The organism is Phycisphaeraceae bacterium, from assembly GCA_019636655.1.
GTDB lineage: Bacteria > Planctomycetota > Phycisphaerae > Phycisphaerales > UBA1924 > JAHBXB01.
Genome location: JAHBXB010000003.1, coordinates 200,108 through 216,935, shown reverse-complemented (window position 1 = coordinate 216,935; position 16,828 = coordinate 200,108). Strand labels below are relative to the sequence as shown.

The window sequence follows — 16,828 nt, the reverse complement described above, 5'->3', positions numbered from 1 at the left end:
ACTTCGTCTTCTACGAGATCTTCGCAAGCAAGGCGGACTTCGAGTCCCGAAACTGTACGCCCCACGCGCAGGCGTGGTTCGCGAGACTACCCGAGGTTATTCACCTGGAGATCCTCGGAAACTGATCGCCGTCGTCCCATCTCATTCACGTCTCACTTTCGAGGAAACGCACATGGCCGGCTTGGCAACAATCAATCCGGCGGACGGCCGTGAAATCGATACGTTCACGTACTACAGCCAGTCCCGGACCGACACAACGCTCAATCGGACGCTTCTCTGCCGAGTCGCTGCGGGTCGAGGTCTGTGTCGCCAGTAATTCGGCGGAGTGCGTTAGTCAGTTGGGCGAGAGCGCTGACTCCGCCTCCCGACGGAGCACGTTCGCCTCGAGCCAGTTGTGGAGGTGCAAGCCGGCCTCCGCGTCGGCCTCGGGCGGCACGCCGTCGCGGTACTGATCCAGCCAGTGCTGGGACCTTGTCAGCAAGGCGCGAGCCTCCTCCGTCTTGCCCTGGCGTTGCCGGGTGAGCGACAACCACAGCCAGTTCACCACGGCGCGGCCCGGACGCGCATCGGTCTTCAGGCTCTGTTCAAAAAACGCCCCCGCCTCGTCGTACCGGCCGGCTCGGTACGCCAAGGCTCCTTGCTGCGTTTGTGCCCAGAACTGGGTGGCATTCAAGCGGAGCTCAGTGTGCTTGGCGAGTCGGTCGACAAGAGCGGGGTGAGGAAGTCCACAATCGGCAAGCGTGGCCGCCCTAGCTACGAGGTAGGCGCGTGCACCTCTGGTTCCCTCTCCTTCAATTAAAGTGCTGCACACTGATCGGTAGCCCGTCGCATAGCCCGAGAGCAACTGAACGGCGGCGCACTCAAACCAAAACTCACCGTCGTCATTCGGACCACTCTCGAGGACACGTGCGTAGAAGCTGTTTGCCCCTGCCCAATCGCCCTTGGCGGCGAGTTCGCGGCCACGCTTCAGCGAGGCGACGTCTATCTGAATAGGCCGATCTGCGGACGGCGCCGCGATTTGCGCTCGCGCGATCAGTGTCTCCAGTTCGCGCCAGAGCATACGGCATTGAGCCTGTTGCTCCTGCGGCCAACTCCGCAGCGGACGGGCATCGCGTATCGATGCAAGTCGCGGCTCCCACCTCCATGAATAGACCGTCCTTAGAAGTGTCTGTCGCTCTGGTTCCTTGCCGCCGGCCAGCACGGCTGACCACCCTTCAATATCGGCACGCAGCCACGAGACAGCAATGTTGAGCAATCGAACCCGCTCTGTCGCGTCCTTCATCTGTTCGGAGGCCCTGGCCGCAGCGCATGCCGCTTCGAAGCGTGTTTGAGAGAAGACATCGTTGGCAACGGTGGGATCGGCGGTGAACGCCTCCTCGTAAAGCCGAACCGCCTCTCCGTAGCGCTTTTTGAGCAGGCACACCGAGGCGAGCTGTCGGCGGCGGAACGCCCCGACCTGCTCGGTTCCGGCCAGCACGTCGCTCACCTGCTGCTCTCGCGCGAGGAGGTCCTTGTATTGAACCACCAGGCGGGCGATCGACTCACCATCCGGTACTTCCTGGGGCAAGTCGCCCAGGAACTGTTTGGCCGCGGCGAGCGCTTCGTCAATACGGCCGTCTTTCATCAGCGTCTGGCACATGACACCTGTCGCAAACGTGTGATGTGGATCGATCGCGAGCGCATCGCGGCAAGCGATGATGGCCTCGTCGTATCGACCAAACTGCATGAAGCAGATGCCGAGGTTCGCGTACACCGTCGCGGAGCGTGGATCAACATCGATGGCCCGCCAAGCGTAGTCGATCGCCTCGGCCGTTCGCCCCTGGTAGGACATCTCCGCGCTCAAGTTCATGGGAACGATCAGGGTGTCCGGACGGATCGCTCGTGCCGCGAGGTAGTACCCAACCGACTCGGGACTGCGCTTCTTCTGGAGCAGACTCCCGATCTGCAAGTTCACCCAAAAATCGCTGGGATACTGGAGCTGGACGCGCCGGCAGAACGCAATGGGCTCACCCTTGGCGCGGTCGAGGCGGCGGCCGAGCGCAACCAGTATCGAGGGCGATTGTTCGCTGATCGTCGCTTCGTTAGCCAGTGTGGTCAGCGCCTCGACATCATCGATGATGGATGCATCACGCACCTTGTCGCGCCAACGAGGGTCTGGGTCGGCATCTCGGGCGACCGCGTAGATCTTGTCGAGTAGATCCCGGCTCGGGACGACTGTTGACCAGTCGTCGAGAGCCGCGATCAACTCGTTGCGGATCGGAGAAGAGCGGATACGCTCCGCAACGGCCGCAGGCGGGAGGGTCTCCAAAGTCAATCCGGCCGCGTCGAACGCTTCTTTGTACTGTGCTGCCGACTCGGCGAAATTGACTCTCCCACCGATGATCTCCGCGCCACCGAGCCGGATCGCGGCCAGTTGCGTTACAAGCCCCAGATCGCGTTCAGACTGACGGATGCGTGCGCGAGCGTCGGATACGTCGCGGTCGCCCAGCCTGCCCTTGGCGCGTTCGAGCGCTTCGCGCGCATCGGCCCATTGGCCGCTGCGCTCCGAGCGCTCCAGTTCGGCCAGATCATTGTTCACGCTGCGCCGCAGCTCGGCGCGGGCCCAGAGGGCCCGATCGAGTACAACACCGCCCGCCGCGACAACGACGGCCAGAAAGACAGCCGCCACCGAGGCGGCGGGGTGACGGCGCGCCCACTTAAGCAAGCGTTCGGCGGCGCTTGTCCGTCGCGCGGCGATCGGCTCGCCTCGCAGGAACCGCCCGATGTCTTCCGCGAGGGCCGCTGCGGTCGGATACCGCCGCGCCGGGTCCTTTCGGAGGCAGGCCAGGCAGATTGTCTCAAGATCGCGTGGCACAGTGGGGTTGAGACGCGAGGGCGGAGCCGGTTCTGTTTGGATCACCTGCCGTACGGTTTCAACCGGAGAGTCGCCCCGGAAGGGGGGCCGGCCCGTCAGCATCTCATAGAGGATCGCCCCGAGTGCATAGATGTCGACGCTTGTGCTCTGCCCGTCGGTCTTGCCGCTTGCTTGCTCGGGAGACATGTAGCTGGGTGTACCGAACTGGAATCCGGATACGGTTAGCGTGGCGTCGACGTCATGGCGTCGAGCGAGCCCGAAGTCGGTGATCTTGGGCGTGCCGTCCGCGGTGAGCAAGATGTTGGCCGGTTTCAAGTCACGGTGAGTGATCCCGGCGCGGTGTGCACAGGCAACCGCGTCCGCGAGGAGCGCGAGCATCGAAGCGGCTCGGTGCGCCGGCTGAGGCGTATTGGCGAGACAGCTGCCCAGGTGTTGCCCGTCCACGAACTCCATCGTGAAGTACGGCTTGCCCTCGACTTCACCGACGTCATGGACGGTGACGATGTTCGGGTGCCCAAGCGCTGCGATCGCCCGCGCTTCACGGATGTGTCTTTGCCTTTCCGTCGGGCTCGACAACGCGCCGGCGAGCGGCATCTTAATCGCGACCGTTCGATGTAGCGCGAGGTGAGCCGCCTTGTACACCACGCCCATCCCGCCGTAGCCAAGGACGCTCTGAATCTCGTATCCAGGAATCAGAGGGAATGAGCGGTCCAGCGACATCGCGGGCTCGTCGGCCCTCAATTCATCAGAGGAGGGAAAGAGCTCCTTGAGCTCTCCCTCGAGCGCCCGAGCCACGATCGACAATCGACGAACCCTGTCAAGGAGATCCGGGCGGTTGCGGCAGACATCCTCTGCGGTCTGGCCAGACTCGATGATCTGTTGGGCAAGTTCGTTGATGATGACCTGCTCTTGATCCATAGGGGCCTCATCGTTGGCGGGAGCCGCACCATCCAGCGTGGCCTACGCAGACGGTTCATCTGCGCCGCCCTTGGTGAAGTCCGGGGGGCACAGATCGGCCAACTCCTGGCTCAAGAGCAAGACGCTGCTGCTCAGGTGCCGCTGCACGGTGCGGACCGAGACGCCCAGCAACTCAGCGGCTTCGGGCTGCGACATCCCCTGGATGCGGACCAGATCGAACGCCTCGCGAGAGCCGTCTGGCAGGTTCTCGATCGCCTCCAGGATTCGAACCACATTCGGTCCGACGGTGGTGTCGGGTTCGGTCGATCGAGGGACCAACTCCTCAAATAGCTCGACCGCGCGGGGCCCCTTGTCTAAGCGTCGGGCCACGTCATTGAGCTCCCATCGCATGTGCTGGCTGGCGATGTGAAAGAACTGACGCACCGTTACCGGCCGCGCTTCCCGCATCGCCTTGAGCATCCGCTCCGTGACGGCGCTGAGCAGTTCGGTGGCCTGCAGGTTGACGGGCGGCCGCGCGAGGCGCGGGTAGCTGCGGGAAAGAAGCCGTGCGCAGAGCAGGTGCAGACGCCGAGCCGCCAACCCCAGCAAATCACGGATGACAGGCTCCGCCGGCGAGTTGCTCTCAGGATGACGCAGGTCGTCCAGGTAACGCTGAATCGCAACCGTGGTGCGCTCCGCTTGCACGGAGCGATTGTACTGAGGACGTGGCGCTTGGTTCCCTCGGCCCGATGTGCCCCTCACCGCACCCGAACCAGTTGAACATTGGCGATCCCCGGCGCTTAGTGCCAACAAGCGAAGCGCGGGTTCCACGCTGGTGGACGAACTCACGCTGCAGTCGCTGGAGGCTGCCAGTTCACGCTGTCGTGGGGTCACGCTCAGTACTCGCGAGCCAAATCTGAACGAGTCTGGCTCAAGGGGTCAACTATGAAAGCCGCTCGAATTAGAGAGTACAACAAGCCGCTCGTTCTGGAGGACGTGCCCGTACCGGACATCCGGCCCGACGAGGCGCTGGTGCAGGTGCGAGCGTGCGGGATGTGCCGGTCCGACGTGCAGCTGATCGACGGGTACTTCCGGAAATACGCGGAGATCCCGACCCCGATCATCCCGGGCCACGAGATTACGGGGGTTGTGGACAGACTCGGCTCGCTGGTCCAGAAGGCGCTTGGGCTCCACGAGGGCGATCATGTAGTTGTCGCGCCCGGCTGGGGTGACGGCACCTGCCGGCACTGCCTGGTCGGCAACACGCAGATCTGCCCGAACGTGCGATGGCCTGGGTTCGGGCCGCACGGCGGTTATTCGGAGTACATCCCTGTTCCTGCGCGGTATCTGGTGAAAGCCGACCGCCGCCTTCCGTTCGAAGAGCTCGCGCCGCTCACCGATGCGGGGCTGACTCCCTACCGCGGGATCAAGAAGCTCCGCGACGCCGGCGCGCTGGGCGCAAACCGCGTGATGGGGGTCTTCGGCATCGGCGGGCTCGGCGCCTACGCCGTGCAGTATGCCAAGCTGCTCGGCGGCGGCGCGACCGTCGTGGCATTCGCCCGGAACGCCGACAAGCTCGCTGTTGCGAAGAAATACGGCGTTGACCATGCCATCAACATCGAGGCCAAAGCCACAGCGGACGTCGCACGCGAGCTCGACGCCGCCACCGGCCAGCCGGATCTGGATGCGATCATCGACTGCACCGGCGCTCCGGCGATGGTGCAACTCGCGTTCAGCCTGCTGGGCATCGGCGGCCACTACGTCGATGTCGGCTTGGTGGGCGACCGCATCGACATCCCGCTCTTCCCCCGCGTTTCCCGTGAGCAAACGCTCTCGGGCTCCTACTGGGGGAACAACTCCGATCTCACCGAGGTCGTGAAGCTGGCGACCCAGGGCAAGATCCGCCACACCATCACCACCATCTCGCTCGACCAGGTCAACGAGCACATCGAGCTCCTGCGTGCGGGCGATGTCGTGGGCCGAGCCGTCGTCAAGTTCCCGCAGCAGTAGCCGGCCGTTCTCAACCCAGTCCGCACCATCCGAGCCGCTCACATGTTCGCGCGGCCCACACCGGTAAGTCCTGGACCAGAACTGATCATCCAACGAGGAGCCACACCGTGTCACAGCCACTTCCGCGAAAGGCACTCATCGCCGTCTCGAGCTTCAACGGAGCGATCTACCCCGGTGGCCACCGGACCGGGGTGTTCTTCGTCGAGGCGCTCCACCCGTACCTGGCTCTGACCGCGGCGGGATTCGAGGTGGACCTCGCATCCGAAACCGGCACATGCGGTTTCGACGACATCTCGTTGACGCTCCCCTTCCTGTCCGGGAGTGAGCACGCGATCCTGAACAACCCCAAGCACCCGTTCATGATCAAGATCAAATCGCAGCTCAAGAAGGCATCGGACCTGAGGCCGCAGGACTATGGCTTTTTCTTCGCTTCCGCCGGCCATGCCGCTCTGTACGACTATCCGAAGGCGAAGGGCCTGCAGGCGATCGCGGCGGACGTCTGGAGTCGCGGCGGTGTAGTCGGCGCCGTGTGCCACGGTCCTGCGATTCTCCCGGGCGTCATCGACCCCAAGACCGGCAAGTCCATCATCCACGGAAGGACCGTGACCGGGTTCATGGTGGAAGGCGAACTCATCTTCAACATTCTCGACAAGATGCGGCAGGACGGCGTCGTCCCCATCGTTGAAGCCGTTACTGCGGCGGGGGCGTTCTACAGCGGCGCGGTCGGCGCCTTCGACGACTACTCGATCGCGTCGGGTCGCTTGGTGACGGGCACCAACCCGGCCAGCAGCCGCAGCGCGGCCGAGCGGGGCGTGAAACTCTTCGACAACCTCGATCCTCGGTGAGCGGCCGCGGCCCTCGCGAGAGCGGATCTGCCTCGCCAAACCGCTGTTGCCGGCCCGCCGCTGGTGCTCCCCGACGGCTGGCCGCTGCCTTACCTCAACACAGAAGCTGTCGGCTGTTTCACGTTGACACACTCTTCACCACACCCTGGAGGTCCATCATGTCGACTTCTCGCTGGACGACCATTTCGGTCTGCACGTTGATCTTGGCGGCTGTCATCGCAGTCTTCGTCGGGCTGGGTCCGGTAAGGCCCGCGTCATCCACCGTTACGCCCGCTCCGGCCCAGCCTCCGCGGGTGCTCTACAAGACCGTTAAGGCCGGCGGCGTGGACGTTTTCTACAGAGAGGCCGGCCCCGCGAACGCCCCCTCGCTCCTCCTCCTTCACGGCTTTCCGACCAGCTCGCAGATGTTCCGGAACCTCATCCCGGCCCTGGCCGATCGGTACCACGTCATCGCACCCGACTATCCGGGGTTCGGCCACAGTTCCATGCCCCCGCACGACGTGTTCTCGTACACCTTCGAGAATCTGGCGAAGGTCATGGACGAGTTCACGACGAAGGTCGGTCTGACACGGTACGCAGTCTACGTGCAGGACTACGGTGCGCCCATTGGCTATCGCCTGGCCGCCGCGCATCCCGACCGCATCTCCGCCATCATCGTGCAGAACGGCAACGCCTACGACGAGGGCATCGATAACGACTTCTGGAAGCCGATCAAAGCGTACTGGGCCGAGCCGCAAAACATGGAACGGCGCAACGTGATCCGTAATCTGCTCACCTACGACGCCACGAAGTGGCAGTACACCGAGGGCGCTCCGAACGCAGAGTTTGTGAGCCCCGACGGCGCGGCCCACGACCAGTTCCTGCTTAACCGCAAGGGCAACGACGAGATCCAGCTCGATCTATTCCTGAGCTACGGCAGCAACCCTCCGCTCTACCCGGCCTGGCAGAAGTACTTCCGGAAGTCTCAGCCGCCGATGCTCATCGTCTGGGGCAAGAACGACAAGATCTTTCCCCCCGCCGGGGCCGAGCCGTACAAACGCGACCTCAAGACGCTCGAGTTCCATCTGCTGGATGCGGGGCACTTCGCGCTGGAAACAAACGGCGATGAAATCGCCGGGCTTATGCGGGACTTCCTTGCTCGAAACGTGAAGTCGCGCTGAGCGCGGCCGCTTCAGGGAACCATCGCCATGCACTCCGACTCGATGCAACCATTCACCCGACGCGACATGCTGGGCTTGGGCGCCGGCTTGGCGGCGTACACGCTGATGCCCGGGGTGTCCGCTGACGGTGCTCTTCGCACTTCCCATGAAAAGGCTGATCAGGGAGACTCGCACATGACCAGCGTTACCACAAAGGACGGTGCCCAGATCTTCTTCAAGGACTGGGGACCCAAAGACAAACAGCCCGTAGTCTTCCACCACGGGTGGCCCCTCTCCTCTGACGATTGGGACGCCCAGTTGCTGTACTTTCTGCAGAAGGGCTACCGGGTCGTCGCCCACGATCGCCGAGGCCACGGACGGTCGAGCCAGATCAGCGACGGCCACGACATGGACCACTACGCCGCAGATGCTGCGGCCGTGTTCGATCACCTCGACCTGAGGAATGCGGTCCACATCGGGCACTCCACCGGCGGCGGCGAAGCCGCTCGATACGTCGCCCGTCACGGCAAGGGCCGCGTTGCCAAGCTCGTGCTCATCGGCGCGGTGCCGCCGATCAGGATCAAGACGCCCTCGAATCCGGGCGGCACGCCGATCGAAGTGTTCGACGGACTCCGTGTGCAACTGGCCGCCAACCGACCGCAGTTCTACCTCGATCTGGCAAGCGGGCCCTTCTACGGATTCAACCGACCCGGGTCCCAGCCCTCCGAGGGGGTCATCCGAAACTGGTGGCGTCAGGGGATGATGGGCAGCGCCAAGGCGCACCACGACGGCATTAAAGCCTTCTCGGAAACGGACTTCACGGAGGACCTCAACGCGATTGATGTACCGACGCTGGTCATGCATGGCGATGACGACCAGATCGTGCCGATTGCCGATTCGGCGCTGCTCTCCGTCAAGCTGCTCAGCAAGGGCAGTCTCAAGGTCTATGAGAAACTCCCGCACGGTATGTGCACCACGCACGCGGATGTGATCAACCACGACCTTCAGGCCTTCATCAGCGGCTGAGATCGGACTGCTTTCGCCAGCAATCATGCAATGCCATTGCGATGTGCGAATGGCGCGAGTCCGGTGCAATCCGATCTTTCACCGTGCAATCGCCTCTTGTTCCGTCGGCAAGTCGGCGGTTCAGATCGGGGTCCACCATGAAAATCGGCCCTGGCGCTAGCGCCAGGGCCGATTCAATAGCGGGGGCAGGATTTGAACCTGCGACCTCCGGGTTATGAGGGGTCGCAGCCTGTTTTCCCGAACTTCTGGCGTCGCCGGAACTTGCTGAGTCGTCAGGAGCTTACGTACTCCCGACGTGCGGTCCATTCTGACCATATCGACCGCGTTTTGCAAGTCGTAGGGACAGAACAGGGGACACCGAAAACACGCGACCTCCGGGCGGTTCATGGGGAAGTCGTGGTCTGAATCTTGCTGGTACCCTTCGGGAGCAGACCCACCCGATACCCGTCGCCCGTCGCTGCGGTATTGGGTGGGTCTGCGTCGATCACGCCAGCGACCGCTTGACACCTCGGCTGTACGGCTTACACTGAGTGTATGACTTACACTGAAGGGCTCCCGTGGGGTTGGTGCCGCGAGTGCGAACGGGTGCGCCGGTCATCGGACGATCTGGACCTGATCTGCTCCAGCTGCGGGGAGTCGATGGTCGCATCGGGAAAGATGACGCAGGCCCAGCGAGAGGCCGAGAAGTTCTCGAAGTGGGCTGATGATGTGATGGAACGGGGACTTTGGGGACCGTCGCCCGGGGGAGCAGCGGGAGAGTTGAAGTGTTCACGGGCGCACATCGACATGCTTGTTGCGGCGGGGGTTCTTGAGCGGGTCACATACGACGCGGGGGGGCACTTCATGATCATGATTTCGCAGCGGTCCATCGAGGGGGCGAAGCAGAACAAGCGGCAAACGGGGTCGTGGGCCCCAAGGGGGCGTGAGCGTGAGCAGGGATGATTGGATCGTGAGTCCACTTCGCATCGTTGTGGACGGAGCTATCCGGTGGTTTGTTGTCCTGACACGAGGACCGGAGCGCCGGGTCTACGAGTTGGCAGTCAGTCAGAGAAAGGGCAGCGTACAGCTGCAGGCCGCGGATCCTCTCGTGGCGGCATCGGTGGTTCGCAGTCAGAATCGCTAGCACTTTGCGCCAGCAGCCAGCCAGTCCTGCGTGTTGCAGGAGTCAGCCAGCCATGGGCCACATCGGAGCATCAGCTCCGGGAAGCGGTCCATGGCAGTACCAGGTACGGGCACGAAGACAACTGAGACGGCCGCGAGCGCGGCGGCGCCAGCCGCCCGTCGCGGCCGATCCTCTTTGCTTGAATACTCCCAGAATGTTGTAACAAACGAGAAGGGCGAGCAATCGTTCGAGGCCATCCGCTGCGGATGCGATTGCTGGTACTGCGATGACTGCTGCCGCCGGAAGGGGTACACCCTGCGGGCCGAGCTGATGCCGGTGCTGCGCACGTTCGCCGGTCGGATGATGCTCACGCTCACGGTGGACCCGGAGCTGTTCCCCACGCCCCGCGATGCGTACCTGTACATCCGGAAAGCCCGGGCGATCTCCCGGCTCATGCAGGATCTTGACCGTGGTGGCCATCTCCACTCTCGTCGCTACCTCTACGTCGTGGAGTTCCAGGAGAAGTCCGAGCAGGCCCACTTCCACGTGCTCATCGACGCCAGTTTCGTTCCCAAGACCGCTATCGATGCGGCCTGGTCCAAGTTCCGTCCCCAGCAGGCTGGACCGGTCGCCCCAAACCGTCCGGCCTTCGGCACGACTCGCTTCTCGCGGCGATCGTTCGAGGGCGGTGCGGAGCACGCCGCGCGATACATGACGAAGTACCTCGTGAAGACACCAGAATACGGATGGCCTACCTGGGTCCTGGAGATGGGTGCGAAGAAGCGGGTGCCCAGGTATCGAGCAAGCCGCGGGTTCTGGAACCGCCCAAGTGCCCGAAGTCTGCCAACCGGCGCCAAGCGGACCGTCGTTCCGCGGAGCTACGGGGAGCGGGTCGCGGAGTGCGGTACCACCACGAATCTGTTCGCGGCTGCCGATCGGGTCGACCACTCCACGGGCGAGGTCTCCCGGGTGCGGGTGTGGCGTGCCCGGCTGGAGGTTCCCGTCGCTGCGTTAGCCGTTGCGGGCGAACCTTGCGGCAAGGCGGGCCGCTGCGTCGTGGTCGAGGCTCGCGGCGAGCATGCGTGCATCGCTGCGTTGTCGATGGCGGCTGGCCTGCCGATACGCGTCATCGCGTCGGCCTCGGGCGTACGGCGGGCGGCAGACACGGGAGTCGCGGAATGAGCCCCCGGCAACCCCAGCCGCGGGCGCCATCGCCCTACCTGTCTCCCAGGGAGCTTGCCGAGCGCTGGCGGTGCTCTCGCTCAAGTGTCGATCGGATCGCCCGGCGGGCTGGCCTGACACGGCTCTGCCTGGGCGAGGGACGAAACGGGATCGTCAGGTACATCCGGGAGGAGGTCGAGATGCTCGAACAGTCGCGGCGGATCTGACCGCGACACATTCCAGCCCTACCCCGCATGCCGCCCCGGAGACCGCAAGTCCGCCGGGGTGGCGGCGCAGACATACCACGCAGTGACCTAGTCGCACGAGGCTATGCTCCGTCGACTCTTTCGCACATTAAAATCGGCCTGACTATAGTCTCAACGCTCAGGAATCACCGTCCACACCGCCGCCTCTGTTGCCGCAGCGTCAATCGGAACAATCATCTCTGTCGTCCCTTGAACAGTAAACGTAGCGACACCAGCAGCCTCAATATCCGCCACTCGACCATCCTGAAGTGCACGCACGAGCCCAGCAGCCGCTCGATTATACATAATTGGACCGGCCACAACAAAGTACGTTCCAGGTGACAACATAACCGGTGTCGCACTATGAAGATCCGCCCATGCCCGTCCAGTCTCATCAACACGGAACGACCATATGCCAGCGCCATCCTGGGAAACAACCGTGACCCAATACTCTTTCATTGTTGGCACAAATGGCATACCCCTTGCGTTAGATACAATTATCCGCACGGGCACCGTGCCGATGGCAGGCGGAGCCACGATCAAATCACCTAACGCCACATCTGATGAGGTTTGCGCAGCAGTCAGGTGGACTACTCTCACAGCATTATCCTCGCCAGGCCAAAGAAACAGGTCAGCAGCCTCTCCCGCGGGCACACCACCAACAACAAAGGTACCATCTACCGGACTTGGCTCTTGCGGCACAGGCAGTGGAGCGTCGTTGACGAACACAATGGACTCGACGCCCGTACCATCGGGCCTAACTACCTTTCCCGAGACCGTCACGGCTGGTCGCCCCGCAATAGTCACATTGTACGAATCAACACCTGGCTGCAAATCCACCAAATAATATTGCCTAAAGGCATTATTACTAACACTCTGCTGATATCTGGCCACTGCAGCCGCGTATTCATCAGCATCCGCAACAGGGATAACCGCCGATAGCGCGACTACCAGCCTCGATTCTACTGTCGGTACTTCAAGCTGAAATAAGACACCCCCCTGAGAATCTGTAGGCAGTCTCGGCGGATTGCTCGGAGTTGCCACACTAACATATATTCCAGCCACCGGCTGATTGGCTCGATCCTTCACCTGCACATTCAGTTGCACCATTCGACTAGTAGCCGGCGGCTGTATGCCTCCAAACGCTACTGCACAGCCAACAACGCATGCAAATATAGTCATTTTCATTTGTCCAATCCTGTAGTATTAAAATCAAGCAGTCCGCGTGATAATAGACGCGCAATTTCCTCTCTTATTGGCGTAGACTGAGTCTCACCTGGCGCCCCAACCGGTATGATTTGACGACTGTGTTGTGTTGCACCAAACACCTTGTGAATAAGGTGCTGGTTTGGTCCAGGTTCGCCAGCGCCATTGAGCTGAGACTCAATATTCACCACCAGATCACTACGCTCTACTGTTAGCGTATCAAATACAGTTCTGCTTACAAAGTTCCTGCTGGAAATCTGAAGGAGATCTCGTCCCTCGGTCTGTGGATGATACCCTGCAGCGATACCGCCTAGAGGAATCCATGGAACCGCACGGTAGCCCGTCGGGTAGCTCGCCGAGTAACCCATCCCGCCCACAGAGGCAATAGATTCACCTGTCAGAAGAGCCCTCGCAACGCTGTCGCTGGCCAAGTCGGCAATTGCTGTGGGAAGGTCAGATCTTCCTGGCTTATACAAGCGACTAAAAAAATCCTCCGCGACCTGAGGTGAGCCTCCGGCCCATGTCTCCATCCCATAGCGAGCTCCCCACAGTCGCTTCTCGGCCGTGGTACCTGGAGTCACTGTCAGCACAAGACCATCAGCCAATGGGGATCCCTTAAAGGGAGAACCAATGGTGATAAATCGTCGAATATCTCCTGCCAAATAGTTATCATCCCTGATATAGCGCCATCGTCCATCGTCAGCAACAGATGGATCAAATGGCGCAACAGGCGCGTGCCGCCGAAAGTCCAACATCGGCCAGTTAGCGCGAGGCATGGTGCTTCTCAAAAACACATTTCGGTTAGCGATACCGTCGACACCGCTGATATACGCCCGAGTAATCTGCCCTCCCATGCTGTGCCCAACTACATCCGCTCGCGTTGCTGCATACTTAATGCCAAAAAAGGCTCGAGTAGCAAGATGCTGGAAACTCGCAGTAGCATTTGGAAGCCATGGCGTGTGCGGCCCAATATCATCATTTGCTGTTCTATAATCATGCAGCGCTTCACGAATTTTCAGCGGCACTTTCATAAACGAAGCGTCGTAACCTTGCAAATTTTTATATTCATAATCTACAAAATACAATCTCGTTGGCAGGGGTGCATCGTAAAGTTCGTTATACTGCGATGAATGCCAATAGTCACCGGCCGATCCGAACAAGCCGTGCACCAACACAATGGGTGGTCGTCGCAGCTTAAACGGGATAACAGTTTGCATATACCCATTGACCTCGACTCCGAAATACACTTCGCACGTTTCCTGTGAGTTGAGAATGCCGCACACTTCCGGATTGTAGAAAGGGTCCAGATAGCTCGCAGGCGGCACGTAAAATGCCTTCTGATCCGTCATAGTCGTTTGACAGCTATACCCAATTGTTCCGTCGGGTGGAACAAATGGCATAGGAAGCGACGGCAGCTCCAGCTCCGTCTCATTCTTTGCTGTTCCGCTGAAACCGCCAAAGTGCGTGGGTATCTCACAGACAGCGAGACCGCCGCGTGGAAATACGCTAAGACGAAGTTCAACATTCAAGTCTGGAGGCGTTACTCGCAGTAGACACACGCTGGCTCCATCTGTAATGGCTCCACCAACCTCTGACGATGGATGAGCCACACTGGGGTCATCCAAATTCCTGTTTTCCAATGTGAGTGCATATGTATTGGGATCCGTTGCTGGACCCCAGTATCGCAAATCGTACACCGTCAATCGTGCTGGCGTTATATACACGATGTCGGATCCAATTACTGTCGTACCGGCCCGCATAACGGCTTGAACGCTGAGTGCGTTGGCGATGGTGTCTACAGGTCGAATGGCTTCAACGAACACTGTAATAGTGCGCCGCTCACCGGCTTGCATTCCAGGCGCAAGTTGTGATACGGCATAATGCACTCCTGGTTTGATAAAATCGCCAGGTGTTCTTCCGGGTTGCCGGGCTTGACCTCGCCAAAGCCGCAGGTGCCCGTCCGGCAGTGGCGGTAGCGGGTACTCGTACCAGCGTGCCACTGGTGAATCGCCGTGAGCAATTCTTGCGGGCAGCTCCGCCGGCGACGAGGCGCTGTATTCAAAGCTCACTGTCATTTCCGAGATATTATCAAACGGGCCGAGATCTACGACGATCGGTACCAGGCTAGTGAAATCGGAGCTTGGTGTTCCCCACGGCGATCCATTTGCGTCCGTACGACCAAGTCCATCTGCGTAATCCGGCACCCCATCGCGATCACTGTCGCCAGCTGCAATGAATACTACTTTACCAGGCGCATGCGATTCGGCAGCCTCCTCGGATACGCTGCGATCAACCCCGTAACCGCTGTTGTTGTCGCTGTCAATTGACAGTGCGATGGCCCTGGCAGGGTCGCTTGGGCGTCTGAACCGAACGCGCCATGTTCCGGGAAACCGGACTGGCAAACCAGGAGTACAGTCATAGAATCTGTCATTGCCGCGTCGCCAGAGACCATTTTGGTCTGTTAGCCAACCGTTGTCATTGTCGTTATCACAAGGACGATATGTTTCGCATAGTGGATTTTGGCACTGTGGCTCGGGGCCGACACATTCCATTATCGGATGTTCAAGACCTATGGCGCTAGCCGCTAAATAGCAATAACCGTTGTAGAACGACGTGCCGTCACCGCATTCCCTATAATAGGTGTCAAACCAGCTTGGCCGCCCACTGTATTTAATTGATGTAGTATAGTCTCTCCAAGTGGATAGCAGCATTCCGGACGAGGCACCTCGCACGGTCGGGTAAGATTCACTCGTTGTAGTTCGGTACGGTCCGACCTGTATTGTCCATCGAGCGCTTGTACTAAAGTACCACATTTCGCCTACAAATGTGTCTCCTTCGAACGGCGCCCAACCTCCGTCGGCAACATCCAGCGGGTCACTGTGTTGCGAAATCTCGACGCCATCGTCTGCGCCGTCGCCGTCAGTGTCTCTTTGGGTGGGATCTGTACCGAGACCGAACTCCTGCGCGTTGCCCAAGCCATCACCGTCTAGGTCTGCGCTACCATCTGTTGGGTCGAGCGGATTAAATCCATATGAAACTTCCCATCCATCTGGAACGGAATCACCGTCCGTATCAGCTATAGATGGATTTGTGCGATAGATAAACATCTCCTCCGCATCGGTTAGTCCGTCACCATCCGTATCCGTTGTTGCGATTGGTGGCACGGAAGAGGGGTCGAGTGGGTCAAATCCTCGAGCTAGTTCCCATCCATCAGGTACTCCATCCTGATCAGTGTCAGCGTTTCCTGGGTCAAGTCCAATTTTTAACTCAAACTCGTCATAGACGCCGTCTCGATCGGCGTCACGTAGGAGATACTCAACTCGCTGCGAATCAAGTAGTCCGAATTCTCCAGTTCGTGGCTGTAGAGGATTAAGCCCGAGTTCAATCTCCGCCAAATCCTGAACACCGTCTCCATCCGTGTCGAATCGTCGTGGATCCGTGTGAAAGTCACAAATTTCTTGGATATCGGACAAGCCGTCGCGATCGGTATCGAGGGTGTTGTCGGGCTTTGATTGCGCATCAGTCGGTGAGGTGCCTAGTCGAACTTCGCAGCCATCTGGGATCGAGTCTCCGTCTGTATCTGGATTATACGGATCTGGATCTATCCAGTCAGGAATCCCGTCTCCATCGGAATCTGGGCTGATCTCAAATTGACAGTCGGCGTACGCTGCACAGCCACTTGGAGCAACATATGTAACGCGGATAAGCACGCCAGATCCGATGTTCTTTGTAGTGTACTCAAAGTACTGGCTAATCAACGGCAATGGTGCGTGAATCAACGCGTGCTCGCCATACTCGACTGTCCAGATGTACGTGCCGCCAGGCGGCGACCCGACGGCGTCAAGTTGTCCGAAGCGGTTCGTGGCTAGCCAGCCCGCCGATGGACATCCATAAATACCGACGCTTGCCGGAGGGTCGCAAACGACCAAGAAGCTGCAGCAGGCGCAGATGGGATCACCACTCATTGGGACAAATGTTACGCACACGACATAGGATCCGGGTTGGTCGGGCGTGAAGGACCATCCCGGCTCAGAGCCACCACCAGTTCCGACGAGCACGCCGTTCCTGCACACGGTCCAGCTAAATGTGCCCGAGGCGCTACAGCCCGCTACGGTTGCGGTAATCTGGACGGGTTGGCCCGGCATAATGTTACTGGTAGGGCAAGTCAGACCCACAGAGCATATCGTTGATTGAGATGCTCCAGAGCATCCGCAGCTCTGGGCCACTGCGAATGACGCCGGACCAATTGCTGCGGCTGCGACAATCACTAGACACAAAGCAATCATGGTACGGGTGATGCTGATAATAAAATGCTGAAACATTGGGGTAACTCCGGAGCAGAG

Annotated in this window: 11 protein-coding genes; 7 read left to right on the top strand and 4 right to left on the bottom strand. The window is 60.4% G+C overall.

Annotated elements, in window-relative coordinates; all coding sequences use genetic code 11:
- Positions 1-334: 334 nt before the first annotated feature.
- On the bottom strand, positions 335-3,772 hold the full coding sequence (locus KF745_10725) for a protein kinase (protein MBX3358890.1): 3,438 nt from the start codon (positions 3,770-3,772) through the stop codon (positions 335-337).
- 42 nt (positions 3,773-3,814) lie between these two features.
- A complete protein-coding gene (locus KF745_10720; GenBank protein ID MBX3358889.1) occupies positions 3,815-4,456 on the bottom strand; it encodes a sigma-70 family RNA polymerase sigma factor in 642 nt (213 codons plus the stop codon).
- Between the two features lie 240 nt (positions 4,457-4,696).
- On the opposite strand from KF745_10720, the gene KF745_10715 reads away from it, so the two are divergent.
- From KF745_10715 to KF745_10685, 7 genes are all read left to right on the top strand, one after another.
- Positions 4,697-5,761, top strand: a complete 1,065-nt coding sequence (locus tag KF745_10715) for an NAD(P)-dependent alcohol dehydrogenase (GenBank protein MBX3358888.1) — start codon at positions 4,697-4,699, stop codon at positions 5,759-5,761.
- A gap of 107 nt (positions 5,762-5,868) precedes the next feature.
- On the top strand, positions 5,869-6,606 hold the full coding sequence (locus KF745_10710; protein ID MBX3358887.1) for a hypothetical protein: 738 nt from the start codon (positions 5,869-5,871) through the stop codon (positions 6,604-6,606).
- Positions 6,607-6,899: 293 nt separating this feature from the next.
- Positions 6,900-7,766, top strand: coding sequence for an alpha/beta hydrolase (locus tag KF745_10705; GenBank protein MBX3358886.1), 867 nt, complete (start codon positions 6,900-6,902; stop codon positions 7,764-7,766).
- A 174-nt stretch (positions 7,767-7,940) separates the two neighbouring features.
- A complete protein-coding gene (locus tag KF745_10700; GenBank protein MBX3358885.1) occupies positions 7,941-8,771 on the top strand; it encodes an alpha/beta hydrolase in 831 nt (276 codons plus the stop codon).
- A 534-nt stretch (positions 8,772-9,305) separates the two neighbouring features.
- The gene (locus KF745_10695; protein MBX3358884.1) at positions 9,306-9,713 is read left to right on the top strand and encodes a hypothetical protein; all 408 of its coding nucleotides are present in this window, start codon (positions 9,306-9,308) and stop codon (positions 9,711-9,713) included.
- Positions 9,714-9,984: 271 nt separating this feature from the next.
- Complete coding sequence (locus KF745_10690) at positions 9,985-11,055, top strand: hypothetical protein (protein MBX3358883.1); 1,071 nt, start codon at positions 9,985-9,987, stop codon at positions 11,053-11,055.
- Positions 11,052-11,261: a hypothetical protein gene (locus KF745_10685; protein MBX3358882.1), complete on the top strand. Its 210-nt coding sequence runs from the start codon at positions 11,052-11,054 to the stop codon at positions 11,259-11,261. The genes KF745_10690 and KF745_10685 overlap by 4 nt, the downstream gene beginning before the upstream one ends.
- 150 nt (positions 11,262-11,411) lie before the next feature.
- Here KF745_10685 and KF745_10680 read toward each other — a convergent pair whose 3' ends face one another.
- Complete coding sequence (locus tag KF745_10680; protein ID MBX3358881.1) at positions 11,412-12,389, bottom strand: hypothetical protein; 978 nt, start codon at positions 12,387-12,389, stop codon at positions 11,412-11,414.
- 74 nt (positions 12,390-12,463) lie between these two features.
- Positions 12,464-16,243 carry a hypothetical protein gene (locus tag KF745_10675; protein ID MBX3358880.1) on the bottom strand — a complete coding sequence of 1,260 codons (3,780 nt, stop codon included), beginning with the start codon at positions 16,241-16,243 and terminating at the stop codon, positions 12,464-12,466.
- Positions 16,244-16,828: the final 585 nt, after the last annotated feature.